Source organism: Pseudoalteromonas sp. T1lg122 (assembly GCF_002964825.1).
Taxonomy (GTDB): Bacteria; Pseudomonadota; Gammaproteobacteria; order Enterobacterales; family Alteromonadaceae; genus Pseudoalteromonas; species Pseudoalteromonas gelatinilytica.
This window is the reverse complement of the sequence record NZ_PQCG01000001.1, coordinates 40901-56975: the sequence shown is the minus strand read 5'-3', so window position 1 is coordinate 56975 and position 16075 is coordinate 40901. Positions and strand designations below refer to the sequence as shown.

Here is a 16075-nt window from a genome sequence, read left to right as displayed (position 1 = left end):
ATTTTTATTAAATGTCTTATTAATAAAAGGCATGTCGTCTTAAATACTTGTTTACAGCAATTTGAATGGACATTATACTTAAAGCATAACTTTGAGGAAGAAAGTATGTCTATCAATAATAATGCGCTAGCCACTTATAGGTTACTAAAAGCGACAGCAGAAGTTGCTGAAAAATCGCTAGAAGGACGTATTCAACATTATCGTGCCCACCTTAAGTCTGAAGAAAAAGAACTTCGTACTTACACCCAAAAAGCAGCTGCTGATTTATTAGGCTGTAATAATCGTACTTTAAAAAGACGCCATGATAATGGTGATTTTGACGAACTTAATATCAAACGTGGTGCAAATGGCCACTATGCTTACACACTTGTAAATATTTTTGCTATGGCTGATATCATGGATATTAAGCCTGATCACCGTACTGCTGATGATAAATTGCAAGTAATTGTGATCAATTCACTTAAAGGTGGTTGTGGTAAAACGACTAGTATGGTGAATATTGCAGCGGCCCTAGCAACGACCAATATTAAACGTTACAGAATTGGTATTATTGATCTTGATCCACAAGGTTCTTCGTCAAGTTTCTTCCCTCCAAGTGAGCCTGATCCAATTACAGTTGGTGATTTAATGCGTGATTGCATTGAGCTTGAAGAAAATGAAACCTGGGATGAGTTAGTAAGCAACTCTTTCCTACCTACTCATATTCCAAATATTCGTATTTTACCATCTGGTATGGATGACTTTTATTTTGAACATGAAACAGCAACTTTATTAAAAGATAGCTCTAGTTACGATAAAACACGTCATTATCATAAACTGCTAGAAAAAGTTATTGAGCCGGTTAAAGACCAATTTGATATTATTTTAATTGATACAGCTCCATCTCTTAACTTTATGTTTTATAATGCATTAATGGCTTCAACATCGATGCTTATTCCTGTTCATCCAGAGGCTGTTGATTTTGATGCAAACAACAAATATTTAAAACGTTTAGGTGAGATTTACCATACAGTTGCAGCCCTTGGTCACGAAGGCTGGGATTTTATGCAATTCTTAGTGACTAACTATGTTAAAGGTAACCATTCACAGCGCGACATCGTTAAAGATGTACGTAGTGCCTTTGGACGCCAAGTTATGAGCTATCCAATTAATCATAGTTCTGCAATTACTGCCAGCTCATCATCTTTTAATACTATTTTTGATCAAAAAACGTCAGATAGCCTGGCGAGTCGTGAGTCATTACTCCGCGCTCAAGAAAATATCAAAGATGTGGTTGATGAACTTGAAATGCTGATCCGTTCGAATTGGCAATCAACTCAATCGACTCTCAATCCAGCTAAGTAAGGTAATTAATAAAAATGGCTAAAAAACGTAAAAACGATACCAGCTTAGACCCTTTTTCAACGTCTATCGAAAGCAGCAGTTTAGATGCTTTACTAGAGCAAGCTTCTGCTGGTGATGTTATCAGTATGCCTGCTCCAAGCGATCCTAATCGCCAAATCACTTTAGTGTGTAAGGTCATTCCAAGCTCAGAAATTGAAGCTAAAACAAAGGTATATGGTAAAAACCGCCGAGTACAATCATTACTAAATGAAAAGTCAGTCGCTGATATTCTACCTGCAATTGCCGAAGACGGCCGTAACCAGCACCCTGCCCTATGTTGGGATAAAGGTGATGAAATGCTTGTATTAGCAGGCTCTCGTCGTCGTAAAGCATGTATCTTAAGTAACTCTGATTATTTAGTTCTAAGCTCTGAAGATTTTACTGATCAAGATGCTAAAATTCTTGCTGTATCATCAGATCAATACATTGCGCCAAGTCTATGGGAGCTTGGTCAGGCTTATCAACAGACCCGTGATGAGCTTATTGCTGAAGGTAAAAAAGGCTCTTATCGTGAGATTGCTGCAATTGAGGGGGTATCACACACTGCCATTGCTGACGCTATCAAAGCCTACGAGAACCTACCAGCGTCGGTTTTAAGTCTCTACCCTACGGCGAACCATGTTGGCCGTGAAGTGGCTAAAAAGCTTATTAGCGCTAAAGAGCGTGATGAGCAACTGTTCACCAAGCTAGTTAATGACGTAAGTAGTGATGCCGAAATTGCGCAAATGACTAGCGATGATAAACGTGCTCTTGCAATAACTAAGCTATTAACCGCTGAACCAGCAGCCCCTAGCCGTCGTGAAGCGCTTATCGACAGTGAGTTTGTTAGCGTACAACGCAATATTAAAAGCGGTGATTTATCTGTCAAAATCGATAATAAAGTGATGACAGACAAACGCTTAGAGCAGCTAACTAAACTTTTAAATAGCTTTAACTAGTTAGTAAAATAATGATCTATCGCGCTTTTACAGTTAGTAAAAGCGTGATCTACTCTTCCTTTTTGTTAGTAAAATGATGATCTGAAAAAGCAAAATACAGCTCTTTTTGGGTTGTCAGATCAATTTTTTACTAACTTATCGCCCCTTTACAGGCTTTTTTGCACTTTACCCTGCTTGGTTAGTAAAAAAACGATCTGTAAAGCCCCCACCTTGTTATTAACCTGTTTATATCTTGTGCGATTGTTGTTTGTTAAATGCTCAGCCTATCACTTTTTAGCTTTTACTTTATCTAAATACAGTTTTTTACCAAGTTATCAGCTCCAACCAGTCTAATATTGCTCAATAGTGCTTTAGCTCTGGGCCGATCGATCATATACTGGCAGAATTATTTTTTGTTTATACTGCCAAAAGCGTTATGTCTGCTAACTTATCCAAAAATGACTTATTAGCTATCTTTGAAGAAATCAAACAAGAGCAAGAAACTCAGTTTCCTCTGTCTGAGCGCTTCATTAAACAGCTGTTTAAGCCACATGTGTTAAGTAAAGCGAAAGAGTATCACCAGAACGGCCAAATCAATTGGTTAGAACATAACAGTGATTTTAGTGTTATCGATGCATCTATGTTTGGTAACGAAGGAAATACCTTCACTCAGCATATTGAGATCAGTAAATTACCAAGTGGCTTTTCGGTCGATTCACATTGTACTTGTGGTTCTAAAACCAAGTGCCGTCATATCGCGGCTGTGCTCCTTAAGCTCAAAATAGAACATTCTGGCGATTATGGGGAAGACTACATCATTAACGACTGGTTTAGTGAGCTTAAAACCCTTAAGCAAATTGCCAACGATAATGCCAAACACGTTTTATTATTCGTCCTTGATGTAGAGAAATCTGTTGTCACCCTTACCCCTAAAATTGCTAATTATGATGCTGAGCATAATTATACTCTCGGACGAAACCTAACCGAGCAGCAGTTAAATAGTTTTGTAACCCCCACTGATTTATTAGAAACTGATTTTCGTTTATATAGCTGGATCCGTTCTCAAAATGCCCTTGGTAAATTAGAGCTTAAAGGCCAATGGGGTTTTGCAGCACTGCAGCAATTAATTGCTACCCAGCGTTTGTTTTTAGGTCGCTCTCGCCAAGCAATTAAAGCTGATAGCATGCAAGCATTAGAGTTTGATTGGAAACAAAACAAAGACTTAACATCGTTGAGCATGACGCTTGCTGGCCAAGATAATTGGTTATTGCTTAAAACAACCCCCCCTACTTATCTTGACCCTGAAAAACTAAAGGTAGGTCGTATTCGTACTCCGTTAACGGCAGATGAGATTGCTTTACTTGCCAATATGCCAGCTATTCACACAGAGAACTTTGACCGCGTTTATCAACAACTCAATGATAATTTTGGCGAAGGTGTGATCCCTCATGCATTTAAGCAAAGTAAAAAAAGCCTAGCTAGAACGGTATTCCCAGTCATCAGTATTAATAATGATGAGGGAACAATTCGTTTATCATTGCAGTTTAATTATCAAAACTCTTTGTATGATTTAAGCCAAGCGCCAGCGGATATACTAAATCAGTCATTAGAAAACACCGTTGTAAATGAGTTAACTAACCTTGGCTTTGAATTATGTAAAGGGGCTTTACAATCAGAGTTTGTCTTTAATAAACAATCAGTTATTCATGAGCACTGGTTAAAGTTCGAAATAATTCCAAACTTATTAAAACGTGGTTGGAAAATTAATGATGAGTTAGACGTCGGCAAAGTTCTAAAACAACTTTCACTGCAAGTTGAGCGTGGTAAAGGCCATCAGATAGTTGGTAAAATCGTGATCTCTGGTGTCAAAACTCAGCAACTATTTGTTACAGATAATAATACTTATCAGTCACTTAACAGACAAAGTGAACGCTTTTATTACTTTACAGTAGGGAAACGCTTTGCGGTGGTAGAAAAGGCCGCGATGATGCAACTTAATGATTATCGTGAACGTTTTGAGCATATTAAAACCCGTGACGAAATCTTAATGCCTTTATCGTTTTTGCCTAAGCTTATCGAGCAAAAAGCAATTAAGGTTAATATTGTCGACGATGCACTTGATGCGTACTTATCTGAACTAAATAGCTCACAACAACTTATTAAAAAGTCCGATATTCAAGGCTTAAACCAAGGTGTGCAATTACGTGAGTACCAACAGCACGGTGTTGATTGGCTTAACTTTTTAAAACGTCATCAACTTGGTGGTATTTTGGCAGATGACATGGGGCTAGGTAAAACCTTACAAGTTATTGCCTTTTTAGCTAATGCCAAGCAATCACCACAAGCAGGCCCTACGTTAATTGTTTGCCCAACCAGCTTGGTCGGTAATTGGCAAAGCGAAATCAATAAGTTTGCGAGCAACTTAAAAATCACCACTGTCTTCGGTGCTGCGCGCAGCGACCAATTACAACAGTTGTCGCAAGCAGATTGTATCTTAACAACTTACCCACTGTTGAAACGTGACATTGCCTTTTATTCGCCGCTGTATTTTGAAAACATCATTCTTGATGAAGCGCAATATATCAAAAACGATGCCGCGCAGGTATCGCGGTTAGTTAAGCGCCTTAATGCTGACTTTAAGCTCTGCTTAAGCGGCACGCCTATTGAAAATAACTTATTTGAGCTTAAATCTTTGCTCGACTTTGCAATGCCCTCTTTGCTTGGTTCGCAAACACATTTTAAGAGTTATTTTCAAACGCCTATTGAGCGTGATAACGATGTTGCCCGTGCAGATGAGCTTAAATCGTTGATCATGCCATTTATCTTGCGTCGAACTAAAGCTCAGGTAACGCAAGAGCTACCAGAGAAGACTGAGCTAGTTAAAGAGTTTGAATTTGAAAGCAAACAAAAAGAAATCTACACCGGTATCACTGAATCTTTAGAACAGAAATTAGTCGACCTATTTGCGCAGCAAGGTGTGCAAAAAAGTAAGCTAGCCTTTTTAGATGCATTGTTAAAGCTAAGACAAATCTGCTGTCATCCAAAATTGATCGATCCTAGTTCACAGGCTGGCAGCGCAAAGCTTGAGTGGTTATCTAAGCATTTGCCTATCATGCTTAGCGAAGGTCGAAAGGTGATTATATTTAGTCAATTCACCATGGCACTTGATGTGATAGCAGAGCGATTAAATGAATTAGGCATCAGCTTTAGTATGCTCACAGGGCAAACAAGACACCGCGACCGTGTTATCGAAGAGTTTACTCAAGGTGATACATCCGTGTTTTTAATTAGCCTTAAAGCCGGCGGTACAGGGCTAAACCTAACTCAAGCTGATACTGTGATTCATTTTGATCCTTGGTGGAACCCTGCTGTTGAGAAACAAGCGACAGATCGTGCCTATCGAATTGGCCAAACGAACCCAGTGTTTGTTTATAAATTGATTATGGCTAACTCAATTGAACAAAAAGTATTTAAAATGCAGCAGCATAAGCAAGCCCTTGTTGATGCTTTATTTACCGAAAAATCAATGAGTTTCACTCAGTTTGATGAAAAGCAAATGCTCGCACTGATAAAAAATTAAATTTTTTTAAAGTTTTTTTGAACTAATCAAATTTTGGGGCGTCTATTATTATGCTTGTTGTTAAATTGCAGTTTACATAAGCATTATGTTGATTTCCCATTTGGTTACTAAATTTTAGTAATGTTAGAGCCAGCTCACCTTGAGCTGGCTTTTTTTATGCCTAAACCCCCTACTCTGCTGTGTGCTAATTCGTTATGATGATGTGTCTTTAAGTTATTGAGTTTTCGTTATGATTACAGAGCTAATTACACAGATTAATTGGCAAAGTGGAGTACTTGGTGCTGCTGTAGGTGCTGTTACTAGTGGTGTCATTTTTGCACTACAAAAAAGTCGCTTAAAAAATCAGTTAACTGATCTGCAAAATAGCCAGCAAATCCTGCAAAATCACTTAGAACAAAAGCAGCTGCAATTGCAAGAAACCCAGCATACCCTTTCGCAGCTACAGCAAGATTACGCTGAACAACGTGATGAGTCTCAACACTTTAAAACCCGTTTCGTAGAACAAGAAAAACAAGCACAACAATACAACCAATTTTGGCGTCAAGTTGAAGCTGAGCTTGCTGATACAAAAGCTGCACTTAATCAGCGGGATGTTGATTTAAGTACCTTACGAAGCACAGTAGAGCAAAAAGAACTGCATTTTAAAGAGCAGCTTAGTCATATCAAAGAAAGCAAAGAGCAACTCAAAAAAGAGTTTGAAAATCTCGCTAATCAAATCCTTGAAGAAAAATCGCAGCGTTTTAAAACCTTAAACCAAGAAAGTATTGAGCAATTATTAAAACCGGTTCAGGGTGAACTAAAAGGCTTTCGCGATAAAATGGAATTGATCCACGTTGAAGATCTAAAGCAACGTGCAGCACTAAAAACTGAGTTATTGCATTTACAGGCTAAAAGCCAAGCCATCACCGAACAAGCTGATAGGCTGAGCACCGCATTACAAGGGCAAAAGAAAACCCAAGGTAATTGGGGAGAGTTAATGCTTGAAAATGTACTAGACAGCGCAGGGCTGCGTGCTGGAGTAGATTATCAGCGTGAAGTGTCGTTTAACACCGAAGATGGCCGCTTACGCCCAGATGTTGTAGTGTATTTACCTCAACAACGTCATTTAGTTATTGATGCTAAAACCTCTTTAAACGCGTATACACGCTATGTAAATGCCGATACAGAGCTTGAGGCTCAGCAAGCGCTTAAAGAGCATGTTATGGCGGTGCAATCGCGTATAAACGAGTTAGCAAGCAAAGCCTACGACAGACTACCGGGTATTAACTCACCAGAAGTGGTGATCATGTTTGTACCTATAGAGTCGGCTTTTGTTGAAGCGCTTAAGTACCAAAGTGATATTTATCAGCAAGCAATCGAAAAGAACATTTTAGTTGCTACTCCAACGACCTTATTGACTAGTTTGAATATCGTAAAACAACTGTGGCGTTTTGAAGAGCAAACTAAATACTCAAAAGAGCTTGCCGCTCGTGCAGAGCGTTTTTACAACAAACTCAATGGTTTCCTAACCAGTATGGAAGGGGTTGGTAAGCAATTAGACCGCGCCAAAGAAAGCTATGATAAAGCATTTTCTCAGCTGTATCGTGGTAAAGGAAACTTGATTAAGCAGGCCTCTGAGTTCAAAGAATTGGGGGTTTCTGTTCAAAAAGAGTTACCCGTGGAAAGTGTTGAAAAAGCCCAATTAGAGTTAGATTAAATGCGATACAAAAAAGCCAACGTCATGTTGGCTTTTTTGTTATACCAATTCGCTTAATTAAGTATTATTGCGGATTGGTATTAGTTAACAAGTTCAGCTGACACGATATCGTTGAGCATCAAAAAGTGGTTAAGTACAGACTCTTCAAGCTCGAATACTTGCGCGATTTTTTCACCACTTGCTGACATCCCCGTTTGCGCACCTGCAAACTCGATATGTAACCCTAAACGTTTCAGGGTTTGGGTATCGTAACTATAAATAGCAGCATCACGTTTCTCGGTAATACCTGGCATCATCCCTATAATAGTAACCGCTTGTTCAACATTGATGATATCGAAAAATTGTCGCTCTGCGGTTTGCCATTTTGCTATATAGCTAGCGACCTCGGGCGGCTGCTCCATTGGCACGTATAGTGGCTGTAATGAGCCGCCATGCCAGCCTATAACGGCTTGCTCTTCAACGAAGACATGTGGACTTGCGGTAACGACATAATTGGCGCAAGACGATGCACAAAGCTCGCGTACCACAACATTGAGTTGATATTCATGAACTAAGCCTCCGAAATGGAGACCTGCCATCACATCACCACCTTCGCTATTAATAATTAAGGTGTTGATTTGCTGATCGCTATTTACTAATAATTGTTCAAACTTTTCAACATTTTGCTTTGATGTTTCGCCCTGAAAATAAATAGTGCCCGGCGATACCTCACTAATTTCAGCAACGCTTTGCTGTGTTGTTTTACAACCAACCAGCAGCACGCTCAATAATAATAAAAAACGCATTAACAATGCCTTGAAGTTTTGTTTGTATACAGTGCGCAATTTAATAATATGTCATTAACGAACTGCAAAAATGGCATAGTACGTTTTTTTACTTGAGAAATAAATCCACATAATAGGAACAATTGTATGAATATTGGAATTTACATCTATGATGATGCCGAAGTGCTCGATTTCTCAGGTCCGTTTGAGGTGTTTAGTACTGCCAAGCGCCTAGCGAATAATGACTGGCAAGTGAGTTTAATTGCCGAAAATGATAGGCCTGTACTTGCCCGTGGTGGTTATAGTGTAAACCCCCATTACAGCTTTGCTGATTGCCCTTTGCTTGATCTCCTTGTTGTGGTTGGTGGCGACCATACACGAGAGCTCGAAAAAGCAGAGGTTATTACTTGGTTAAAACACACAGCCACTAACACCAAGCGTGTTGCGAGTGTTTGTACGGGGGCGTTTTTGCTTGCTAAAACTGGGCTTTTAAACGGTAAAAATGTCACGACTCATTGGCAAGATCAACCTGAGCTGGCTGCTATGTTTTCTGATCTTAACGTGATTGCAGATACTCGTTGGGTCACCGACGGTAAGTTTACCAGCTCAGGGGGGATTTCTGCTGGCATTGATATGAGCCTAGCGTTAGTCGCTGAGTTTATTAGTTACGAACACGCCCTACTGACTGCCAAACAGATGGAATATCAATGGCAGACTTTATAATTGTTCAGCAATATAGTCGGTTATAAACTGCTTTAGACAGGCAGCCTTTTTACTCAGTAAACGTGCGCTTGGCCAGATTGCATAAATGTCGCGGTTTTCTCCTCGCCAGTGTGGCAGTACTTGAACTAGCTGCTGAGATTTTAATTCATCTATAACCTCAAACCGAGGTAACAAAGCGATACCTTGCTCATCACAAACTAAGTATTTTACAAATCCAGTATCGTTAAAAGTACTAGCAAATCGGCACATGTGAGTATAAGTTGCATTCGTTTGAGTATTGGTTAGCTGCCACTTATTTCTCAACGTGGTACCAATTAACCTATGTTGTTTTAAATCACTAGGCTCTTCTATGGCAGATGCCGAATTAAGGTATGCTTTAGTGCTTACAAATAAGGTATCAACACTGCCTAACTTTTTCTGATGGAGCATAGAATCAGCCTGCGGCCCTACTCTTATTGCTATATCAGCTTGGCTTTTACTGAGATCTTCAAGTTGGTTATTAAGCAGTAGCTCAAGTTGAATATCAGGGTACTGTTTAGTGAATGCGAGCCACATCGGCTTTAAGAAACCATGACTAATATTCAGAGGTGCTAAAACTTTAAGCTTTCCTGACAATTGTGCTTTTTGCTCATTAAGCTGGCGGTGAGTTTGTTCAAATTGCTCAATTAATTCAACATAACTTTGAAAATACACCTCCCCTGCTTGCGTTAACGTGCATTGCCTTGCTGAGCGATTTAATAGCTGCTCACCTAAGCGTTGCTCAAGTCGTTGTAAGCGTCTCGACACTGTTGCGGTAGGCAGCGACAAGTTCTTAGCCGCATTACTTAGGCCGCCTTGCTTAACAATCTGTATGAATAGAGCGATATCGTCAATCATGATCTCATTTATGCAATCATAGTTTGTTTATCTTACTATTTTTAGCACTTTTGCAATTAGATATCATGCCTTTTATTAAATCATTTAAGAGCATCTAATAATGAGTGTTAATGATATTTATGTGATAACTTTTGTAGGCATAGCGGCGACTTTGTTCATTGATCTTTATGCTTTTTTGCTGGCTAAAGTGTTTAAGATCCCTTCATTAAACTTTTGTTTAGTTGGCCGTTGGGGCTTGGGGTTATTAGATGGAAAGTTTATGCACCAGAATATAGCAGCTAGCCCTGTTAAGCATTTTGAGTGCGTGTTTGGCTGGTTCGTCCACTACTTTATTGGTGTTTTATTTTCGTTTTTATTTATATTACTGGTCGGTATTGCTTGGCTTGAACAGCCCACCTTAATCGCTGCATGTATATTTGGATTAGCTAGCGTATCTATGCCATTTTTTGTTATGCAGCCCGCTTTAGGGATGGGGATAATGGCTACGAAAACAGCAAACCCACTTCAAGCCCGCTTAAAAAGTGCTGTAACTCACCTACTTTTTGGTGTCGGATTAAATTTATCAGCTCAATTCATTCAATTTATTTAGGAGTAAGTAATGGACGCAAAGCATTGGCATCAACGTTGGGAAAATAACGAAATAGGTTTTCATGAAGGAGACGTTAACCGTTACCTAGATCACTATTTTACTAACTTAAATTTACAGCAAGGCGATACTGTTTTTGTGCCACTGTGTGGCAAAACTCACGACATTCATTATTTGCTCGCGCAAGGTATGCGTGTTGTTGGGGCTGAGCTTAGTGAGATTGCCATTAAGCAATTATTTGATGAGTTAAAACTAGAACCCGAAATCAGCCAACACGGCGAGCTATTACGTTACCAAGGCGCAAATCTAACCGTTTGGGTAGGTGATATCTTTGCACTGACCGCGAATGAACTTGGCACTATCAACGCGGTTTATGACCGTGCTGCCTTAGTTGCGCTGCCAAAGCCCATGCGCATTCGCTATACCCAGCATTTACTAGAGTTGACCAATAGAGCTAAACAATTAGTGGTGGTCTTTGAGTATCAGCAAAATGAATTTTCGGGTCCGCCGTTTAGTGTAGTCGCCGATGAGCTACATCAGCACTACGATGCTTTTTATCAGCTAACATTACTGTGCAAAGAGCCTCTCGAAGGTGGCTTAAGAGGGCAAATCCCCGCCATGAACGTTGCTTGGTATTTAAGTTAGTACTTACAAACTAGTGGTGTGTAAATTCACACCCTAGTTGTGCGTTTTTGTGGCTAGTTATTGTACCTCTGTGCGTGCACTATAGAGATAAGCGTATTTAAGGAGCACATTTATGCAAAAGCCACGCGTTTTCTTTGTTTCACATGGCGGCGGTCCTATGCCTTTATTTGGCGATCCAAGTCATGCTGATATGGTTACTTGTTTGCAGTCTATTGCTACAAAAATTCAAAAGCCGTCAGCTATTTTGATGGTGAGTGCACACTGGGAAGCGAACCCAATTAGCATCACTTCGAGCGCTGCTCCAGAGCTAATTTATGATTACTATGGTTTTCCTGAGCCTGCTTACAGTATTGAGTACCCAAGCCCTGGCGAACCAGCCCTTGCCGAAAAAGTACATCAAGCATTGGCAAAGGCTAATATCGATAGCACATTAAACCCATCTCGTGGCTTTGATCACGGTATGTATGTGCCTTTGAAGATTATGTATCCAGAGGCAGATATACCTTGTGTGCAATTGTCGTTACATCCAAGCCTTGAGCCAAGCTTACACCTAGCGATAGGTGAGGCTTTACAACAGCTTGATTACGATAATTTATTGATCATTGGTTCTGGCTTTACTTTTCATAATATGCGCGCATTTTTCACGCCTGAAACTGCTGAAATTAAAGCGCAAAATATCGCTTTTGAGCAATGGTTAGTCGATGTATGTGGCAATACTGAGCTGAGTGAGCAGCAGCGACAAGCTAAGTTCTTAGAGTGGCAAATGGCCCCTGCGGCGCGTTTTAGTCACCCTCGCGAAGAGCACTTATTGCCGTTACATGTTTGCTATGGTGCGGCGATGCGCCCTTGTAGTGATATCTACGAACTACGTATTGCCAACAAGCAAGCCAGTATGTTCTTGTGGGACGATTGAGTTTAAGTTCAACCCCCCTGATAACACGATAAAAGCTCAGATTTTATAAGTTTATTTTGGTACGCTAGGTAAGTTAAAACCTAGGAACAACAAAATGAACTTAATAAAAACATCAACCCTTGCGTTTGCTGTGGTTGCGGGTTTAGGTTTGCAAGCATGCTCAAGTACAGAGCAAGCGAGCACGCCATCAGCAACAGTGAACGCAACGGCTAATCCGCTCTCGCTTGAACAAATTTATAAAGAAAAAGACTTTAAAGCTGAGCGTAGCACCTATTTTACGTGGCTCGATGATGGTACTGGTTATACGGTACTTGAAGAGCGCGAAAGCGATAAAAACAACCAAGACGACAAAGCTAAAGACGATGAGCACGGCGTAAAAGGCAATGATATTGTGTTTTATAACGCCGATGGCACGGGTCGTAAGGTACTTGTTAGCTACGAAAAATTAATTCCCAAAGGTGATAAAGAGCCACTCACCGTTGAAAGCTACCAATGGTCTAAAGATGGTAAATGGCTGATGGTTTTTACCAATGGCGAGCAAGTGTGGCGCTCACGTAGCCGTGGTGATTTTTGGCTTTTAAACCTCGAAACTGATTCGCTATATCAGTTAGGTGGCGAAAACATCGAAGCGAAAAAGCTGATGTTTGCTAAGTTCTCACCTGATAGCTCAAAAGTAGCTTACGTGCGTGATAACAATATCTACATGGAAAAAGTGGGTAGCAAGGCTTTGACTGCTTTAACCACTGATGGTAACGACACCATTGTTAATGGTAATTTTGACTGGGTATACGAAGAAGAATTTACTATTCGTGATGGTTTCCGCTGGAGTCCAGACAACAAATCAATTGCCTATTGGCAGCTTGATACCAGTGGCGTGAAATACTTTACTATGATCAATAACACCGATGATCTCTACCCTACCCTTAAAGAATTCCCGTATCCAAAAGCCGGCGAGATGAACTCAGCGGTTAAAGTGGGTGTGGTTAGTCTTAATGACAAGAAAACCCGTTGGGCTGAACTAGGTGGTGATAATCGCGATCGTTATATTCCACGTATTAGCTGGGCAGGCACTGGTGAATCTTTGATGATCCAAGATCTTAACCGTCCGCAAAGCCACAACAAGGTTTGGTTATTCGACTGGCAAAAACAGCAGCTGACTAAAATTCTTGAAGATAAAGACGATGCCTTTATTGAGTGGTTTTATAAAGCAAATTGGTCAAAAGACGGTAAGTTCTTTATTTGGCACAGTGAGCGTGATGGGTGGCGTCATTTATACCGTGTATCTCGCGATGGCAAAACTGTTGTTGATTTAACACCGGGCGAGTACGACATCATTGATATGCTAGCGCTCAACGAAGATAAAAACGTTATGTACTTTACTGCATCACCGGATGATCCTGGCCAACGTTATTTATTCCGTACCTCGCTTGATGGCAGCTCTAAGCCAATGCGTGTAACGCCAGCGTCATTCGATGGTTCAAACAGCTATTACATGTCTAAAGATACCTCTTGGGCGATGCATACCTTCTCTAAGTTTGGCACGCCACCAATGAAAGAGATCATCAAAGTAAGCGATCACAGCAATGTGAAAACCTTAGTTGAGAATAAAGCATTAAAAGAGAAATTAGCGACTGAGCAATTACCGACTCACGAGTTCTTTACGGTTAATGCGCGCGATGGTGTTGAGCTTGATGGCTACATCATGTTCCCAGCGAATATGGATAAAAGCAAAAAATACCCAATCGTTTTCTATGTCTATGGTGAGCCATGGGGCTCAACAGTACAAGACCGCTGGGAAGGCGACAGTTACTTATACAAGTCGTATTTAACTCAGCAAGGCTTTATTGTTGCCTCAGTTGATAACCGCGGCACACGCGCACCAAAAGGTAGAGATTGGCGTAAATCTATCTACAAAAAAATAGGCTCTATTACCGTACGAGACCAAGTTGACGCCCTTGATGCAATGGCAAAACGTTGGGATGTCATTGATACCGACCGTGTTGGTGTTTGGGGTCACTCAGGTGGCGGTAGTTCAACGCTTAATTTGTTATTCCGCCATGGTGATAAATATAAAGTGGGTATTGCCTCAGCACCAGTGCCTGATATTCGCTTGTACGATACTATCTATCAAGAGCGCTATGCGGGGAACCCAAATACCGATCCTGAAAGTTACGACAACACCTCTCCGATCACCTTTGCAAAAGACCTGCAAGGTAAGTTACTACTGATCCACGGTACCGGAGATGATAATGTACACTACCAAGGTTCAGAGCGTTTAATTAACGAATTAGTTAAGCACAATAAACAGTTCGAGTTTTTCTCTTACCCGAACCGTTCTCACAGCCTCCGTGAAGGTGAAGGCACTACCCTACACTATCACACTATGATGGCTAACTTCTTCGAAAAGCATCTACTAAATAAGTAAATATGCTTTATTAAAAAATACCGCAGCTTAGATGTTAAGCTGCGGTTTTTTTATGCAAACTGTAAACCCCCGTTACAGATAATAAGCGATTCGTTTTGAGCTTTCCGCATTAGGCTGCACAAAATAACCCGCACCAATTTAAAAGTATTAAGCTACCTCTTAAGCCTCATTAGATGGGCTTGTTTCGTGAATAAAATTCCATAATTCATTTGGTGATCTACATATTTTCTACACTTTTCAACCTTGCCTCTGTGGTAATTTTTTAAGCAATAATTCATGTAGGGAATTTGGTTATGAAATTAGGTAAAAAGGTGTGGCAATCACTGGCTGTAGTTGCCTTATTGGCAAACTTAGCGGCTTGTGGTGGCAGTGACTCATCGTCGTCATCAGATACAGATACATCGACTAGCGATAGCAGTGGTACTGATAACAGCGGTACTGACAACAGTGGTAGTGACAACAGTGGCTCTTCAAGTAGCTCAGGTTCAATTAGTGTCAGTGACTTCAGCGATATCAGTCTAGGTGACTGTGAGCTCGATACCAGCCTAGAGTCACTCGTGTGTGCTGCAAATGCATTAATCGACACGTTAGATGAAGATGAACTTGCTGATTTACAACTTGATTATTCAGACTCTGAAGCAAGAACTGTGTGGTCAAACTTACCGACGGGCAATGTAAGTCGTAATGGTATTGAACTTGGGGCATTAGACGATGAATCACTTGAAGCGGCGATGATGGTTGCGAAAGCGGCGCTGAGTGATGATGGCTATCAAGATTTCTTAGGTGTTATTGCTGCGGATGATTATTTAAATGAGCTAGGTGGTGGTTCTGCTTACTCATCTGGTAAATATTATCTGGCGTTTTTTGGCGACCCAGATGTGAGCGGCGACTGGATGTTGCAGTTAGGTGGTCACCACTTAGCTTATAACATTACTTACTTAAATGGCGATGGTTACCCTGTGCCAAACCATATTGGTACTGAACCTAAAGTCAGCTTTGAACTAGACTCAGCAAGCTATGCCCCGCTTGCGGATGAAGGTGATGCCCTCGTTGCTATGTTTGACTCGTTAAGTGAGTCTGAGCTTGCTGAGGCTTACTTAAGCGGTGAAAGCTATTCAGATGTATTAATGGGCCCAGATAACGGAAGTGGTACGTTACCAACTGATTACCCTACAGGTGATAATCGCAAAGGGATCCTTGTTTCAAGTTTAACGCAGGATCAACAAGCACTGGTTACAGCAGCAATCGAGCAGTGGATCAACGACTACCCTGAAGAAGTGGTTGAAAACTTAACGCTAAGCTATGTAACGAGTTCTGCTTATGCAGATACCTACATTGCCTGGGCTGGCACTGAATCGGCTGGTGTTGATGTGGATGTTGCCGGGACTTATATGCGTATTGATGGCCCTAACCTTTGGATTGAGGTGGCGTGTCAAAATGGGGTGATTATCAGTGATGAAACTCACTACCATACAATGTTCAGGGATAAGAGCTGGGATTATGGTAATAATTTATAAGCCATGAAAGCAGTAATTAATCTCCTATTTGGGCTGACCTTTTTGGTCAG

General features: G+C 40.7%; 12 protein-coding genes. 10 read left to right on the top strand and 2 right to left on the bottom strand.

Going from position 1 to position 16075, the window contains the following annotated elements:
• Window positions 1-105 precede the first annotated feature (105 nt).
• From C2M33_RS00290 to rmuC, 4 genes are all read left to right on the top strand, one after another.
• Window positions 106-1344: an AAA family ATPase gene (locus C2M33_RS00290; protein WP_105173358.1), complete on the top strand. Its 1239-nt coding sequence runs from the start codon at window positions 106-108 to the stop codon at window positions 1342-1344.
• A 14-nt stretch (window positions 1345-1358) separates the two neighbouring features.
• A complete protein-coding gene (locus C2M33_RS00285) occupies window positions 1359-2321 on the top strand; it encodes a transcriptional regulator (protein WP_105173357.1) in 963 nt (320 codons plus the stop codon).
• 415 nt (window positions 2322-2736) lie between these two features.
• Entirely contained in the window at window positions 2737-5880 is a 3144-nt protein-coding gene (locus C2M33_RS00280; protein ID WP_063703771.1) for a DEAD/DEAH box helicase, read from the top strand.
• 229 nt (window positions 5881-6109) lie between these two features.
• Window positions 6110-7576 (top strand): DNA recombination protein RmuC, encoded by a 1467-nt coding sequence (gene rmuC / locus C2M33_RS00275; RefSeq protein WP_105173356.1) that lies wholly within the window; start codon window positions 6110-6112, stop codon window positions 7574-7576.
• Between the two features lie 80 nt (window positions 7577-7656).
• Here the strand turns inward: rmuC and C2M33_RS00270 are convergent, their stop codons facing one another.
• Window positions 7657-8361: a hypothetical protein gene (locus C2M33_RS00270; protein WP_063703775.1), complete on the bottom strand. Its 705-nt coding sequence runs from the start codon at window positions 8359-8361 to the stop codon at window positions 7657-7659.
• A 126-nt stretch (window positions 8362-8487) separates the two neighbouring features.
• Here C2M33_RS00270 and C2M33_RS00265 point away from each other — a divergent pair, with 126 nt between their 5' ends.
• On the top strand, window positions 8488-9063 hold the full coding sequence (locus C2M33_RS00265; RefSeq protein ID WP_063703777.1) for a DJ-1/PfpI family protein: 576 nt from the start codon (window positions 8488-8490) through the stop codon (window positions 9061-9063).
• Here C2M33_RS00265 and C2M33_RS00260 read toward each other — a convergent pair.
• Window positions 9058-9939 carry a LysR family transcriptional regulator gene (locus C2M33_RS00260; protein ID WP_063703779.1) on the bottom strand — a complete coding sequence of 294 codons (882 nt, stop codon included), beginning with the start codon at window positions 9937-9939 and terminating at the stop codon, window positions 9058-9060. The genes C2M33_RS00265 and C2M33_RS00260 overlap by 6 nt on opposite strands.
• A gap of 100 nt (window positions 9940-10039) precedes the next feature.
• Here C2M33_RS00260 and C2M33_RS00255 point away from each other — a divergent pair, with 100 nt between their 5' ends.
• The 5 genes from C2M33_RS00255 (at window position 10040) to C2M33_RS00235 (ending at window position 16025) form a co-directional block, all read left to right on the top strand.
• Window positions 10040-10528: a DUF2938 domain-containing protein gene (locus C2M33_RS00255; RefSeq protein ID WP_063703782.1), complete on the top strand. Its 489-nt coding sequence runs from the start codon at window positions 10040-10042 to the stop codon at window positions 10526-10528.
• Window positions 10529-10537: 9 nt separating this feature from the next.
• Window positions 10538-11170 (top strand): thiopurine S-methyltransferase, encoded by a 633-nt coding sequence (gene tmpT, locus C2M33_RS00250; protein ID WP_105173355.1) that lies wholly within the window; start codon window positions 10538-10540, stop codon window positions 11168-11170.
• Between the two features lie 112 nt (window positions 11171-11282).
• Window positions 11283-12083, top strand: coding sequence for a DODA-type extradiol aromatic ring-opening family dioxygenase (locus C2M33_RS00245; protein WP_105173354.1), 801 nt, complete (start codon window positions 11283-11285; stop codon window positions 12081-12083).
• A gap of 94 nt (window positions 12084-12177) precedes the next feature.
• Window positions 12178-14508 (top strand): S9 family peptidase, encoded by a 2331-nt coding sequence (locus C2M33_RS00240; protein ID WP_105173353.1) that lies wholly within the window; start codon window positions 12178-12180, stop codon window positions 14506-14508.
• Between the two features lie 293 nt (window positions 14509-14801).
• The gene (locus C2M33_RS00235) at window positions 14802-16025 is read left to right on the top strand and encodes a DUF3500 domain-containing protein (RefSeq protein WP_063703793.1); all 1224 of its coding nucleotides are present in this window, start codon (window positions 14802-14804) and stop codon (window positions 16023-16025) included.
• Window positions 16026-16075: the final 50 nt, after the last annotated feature.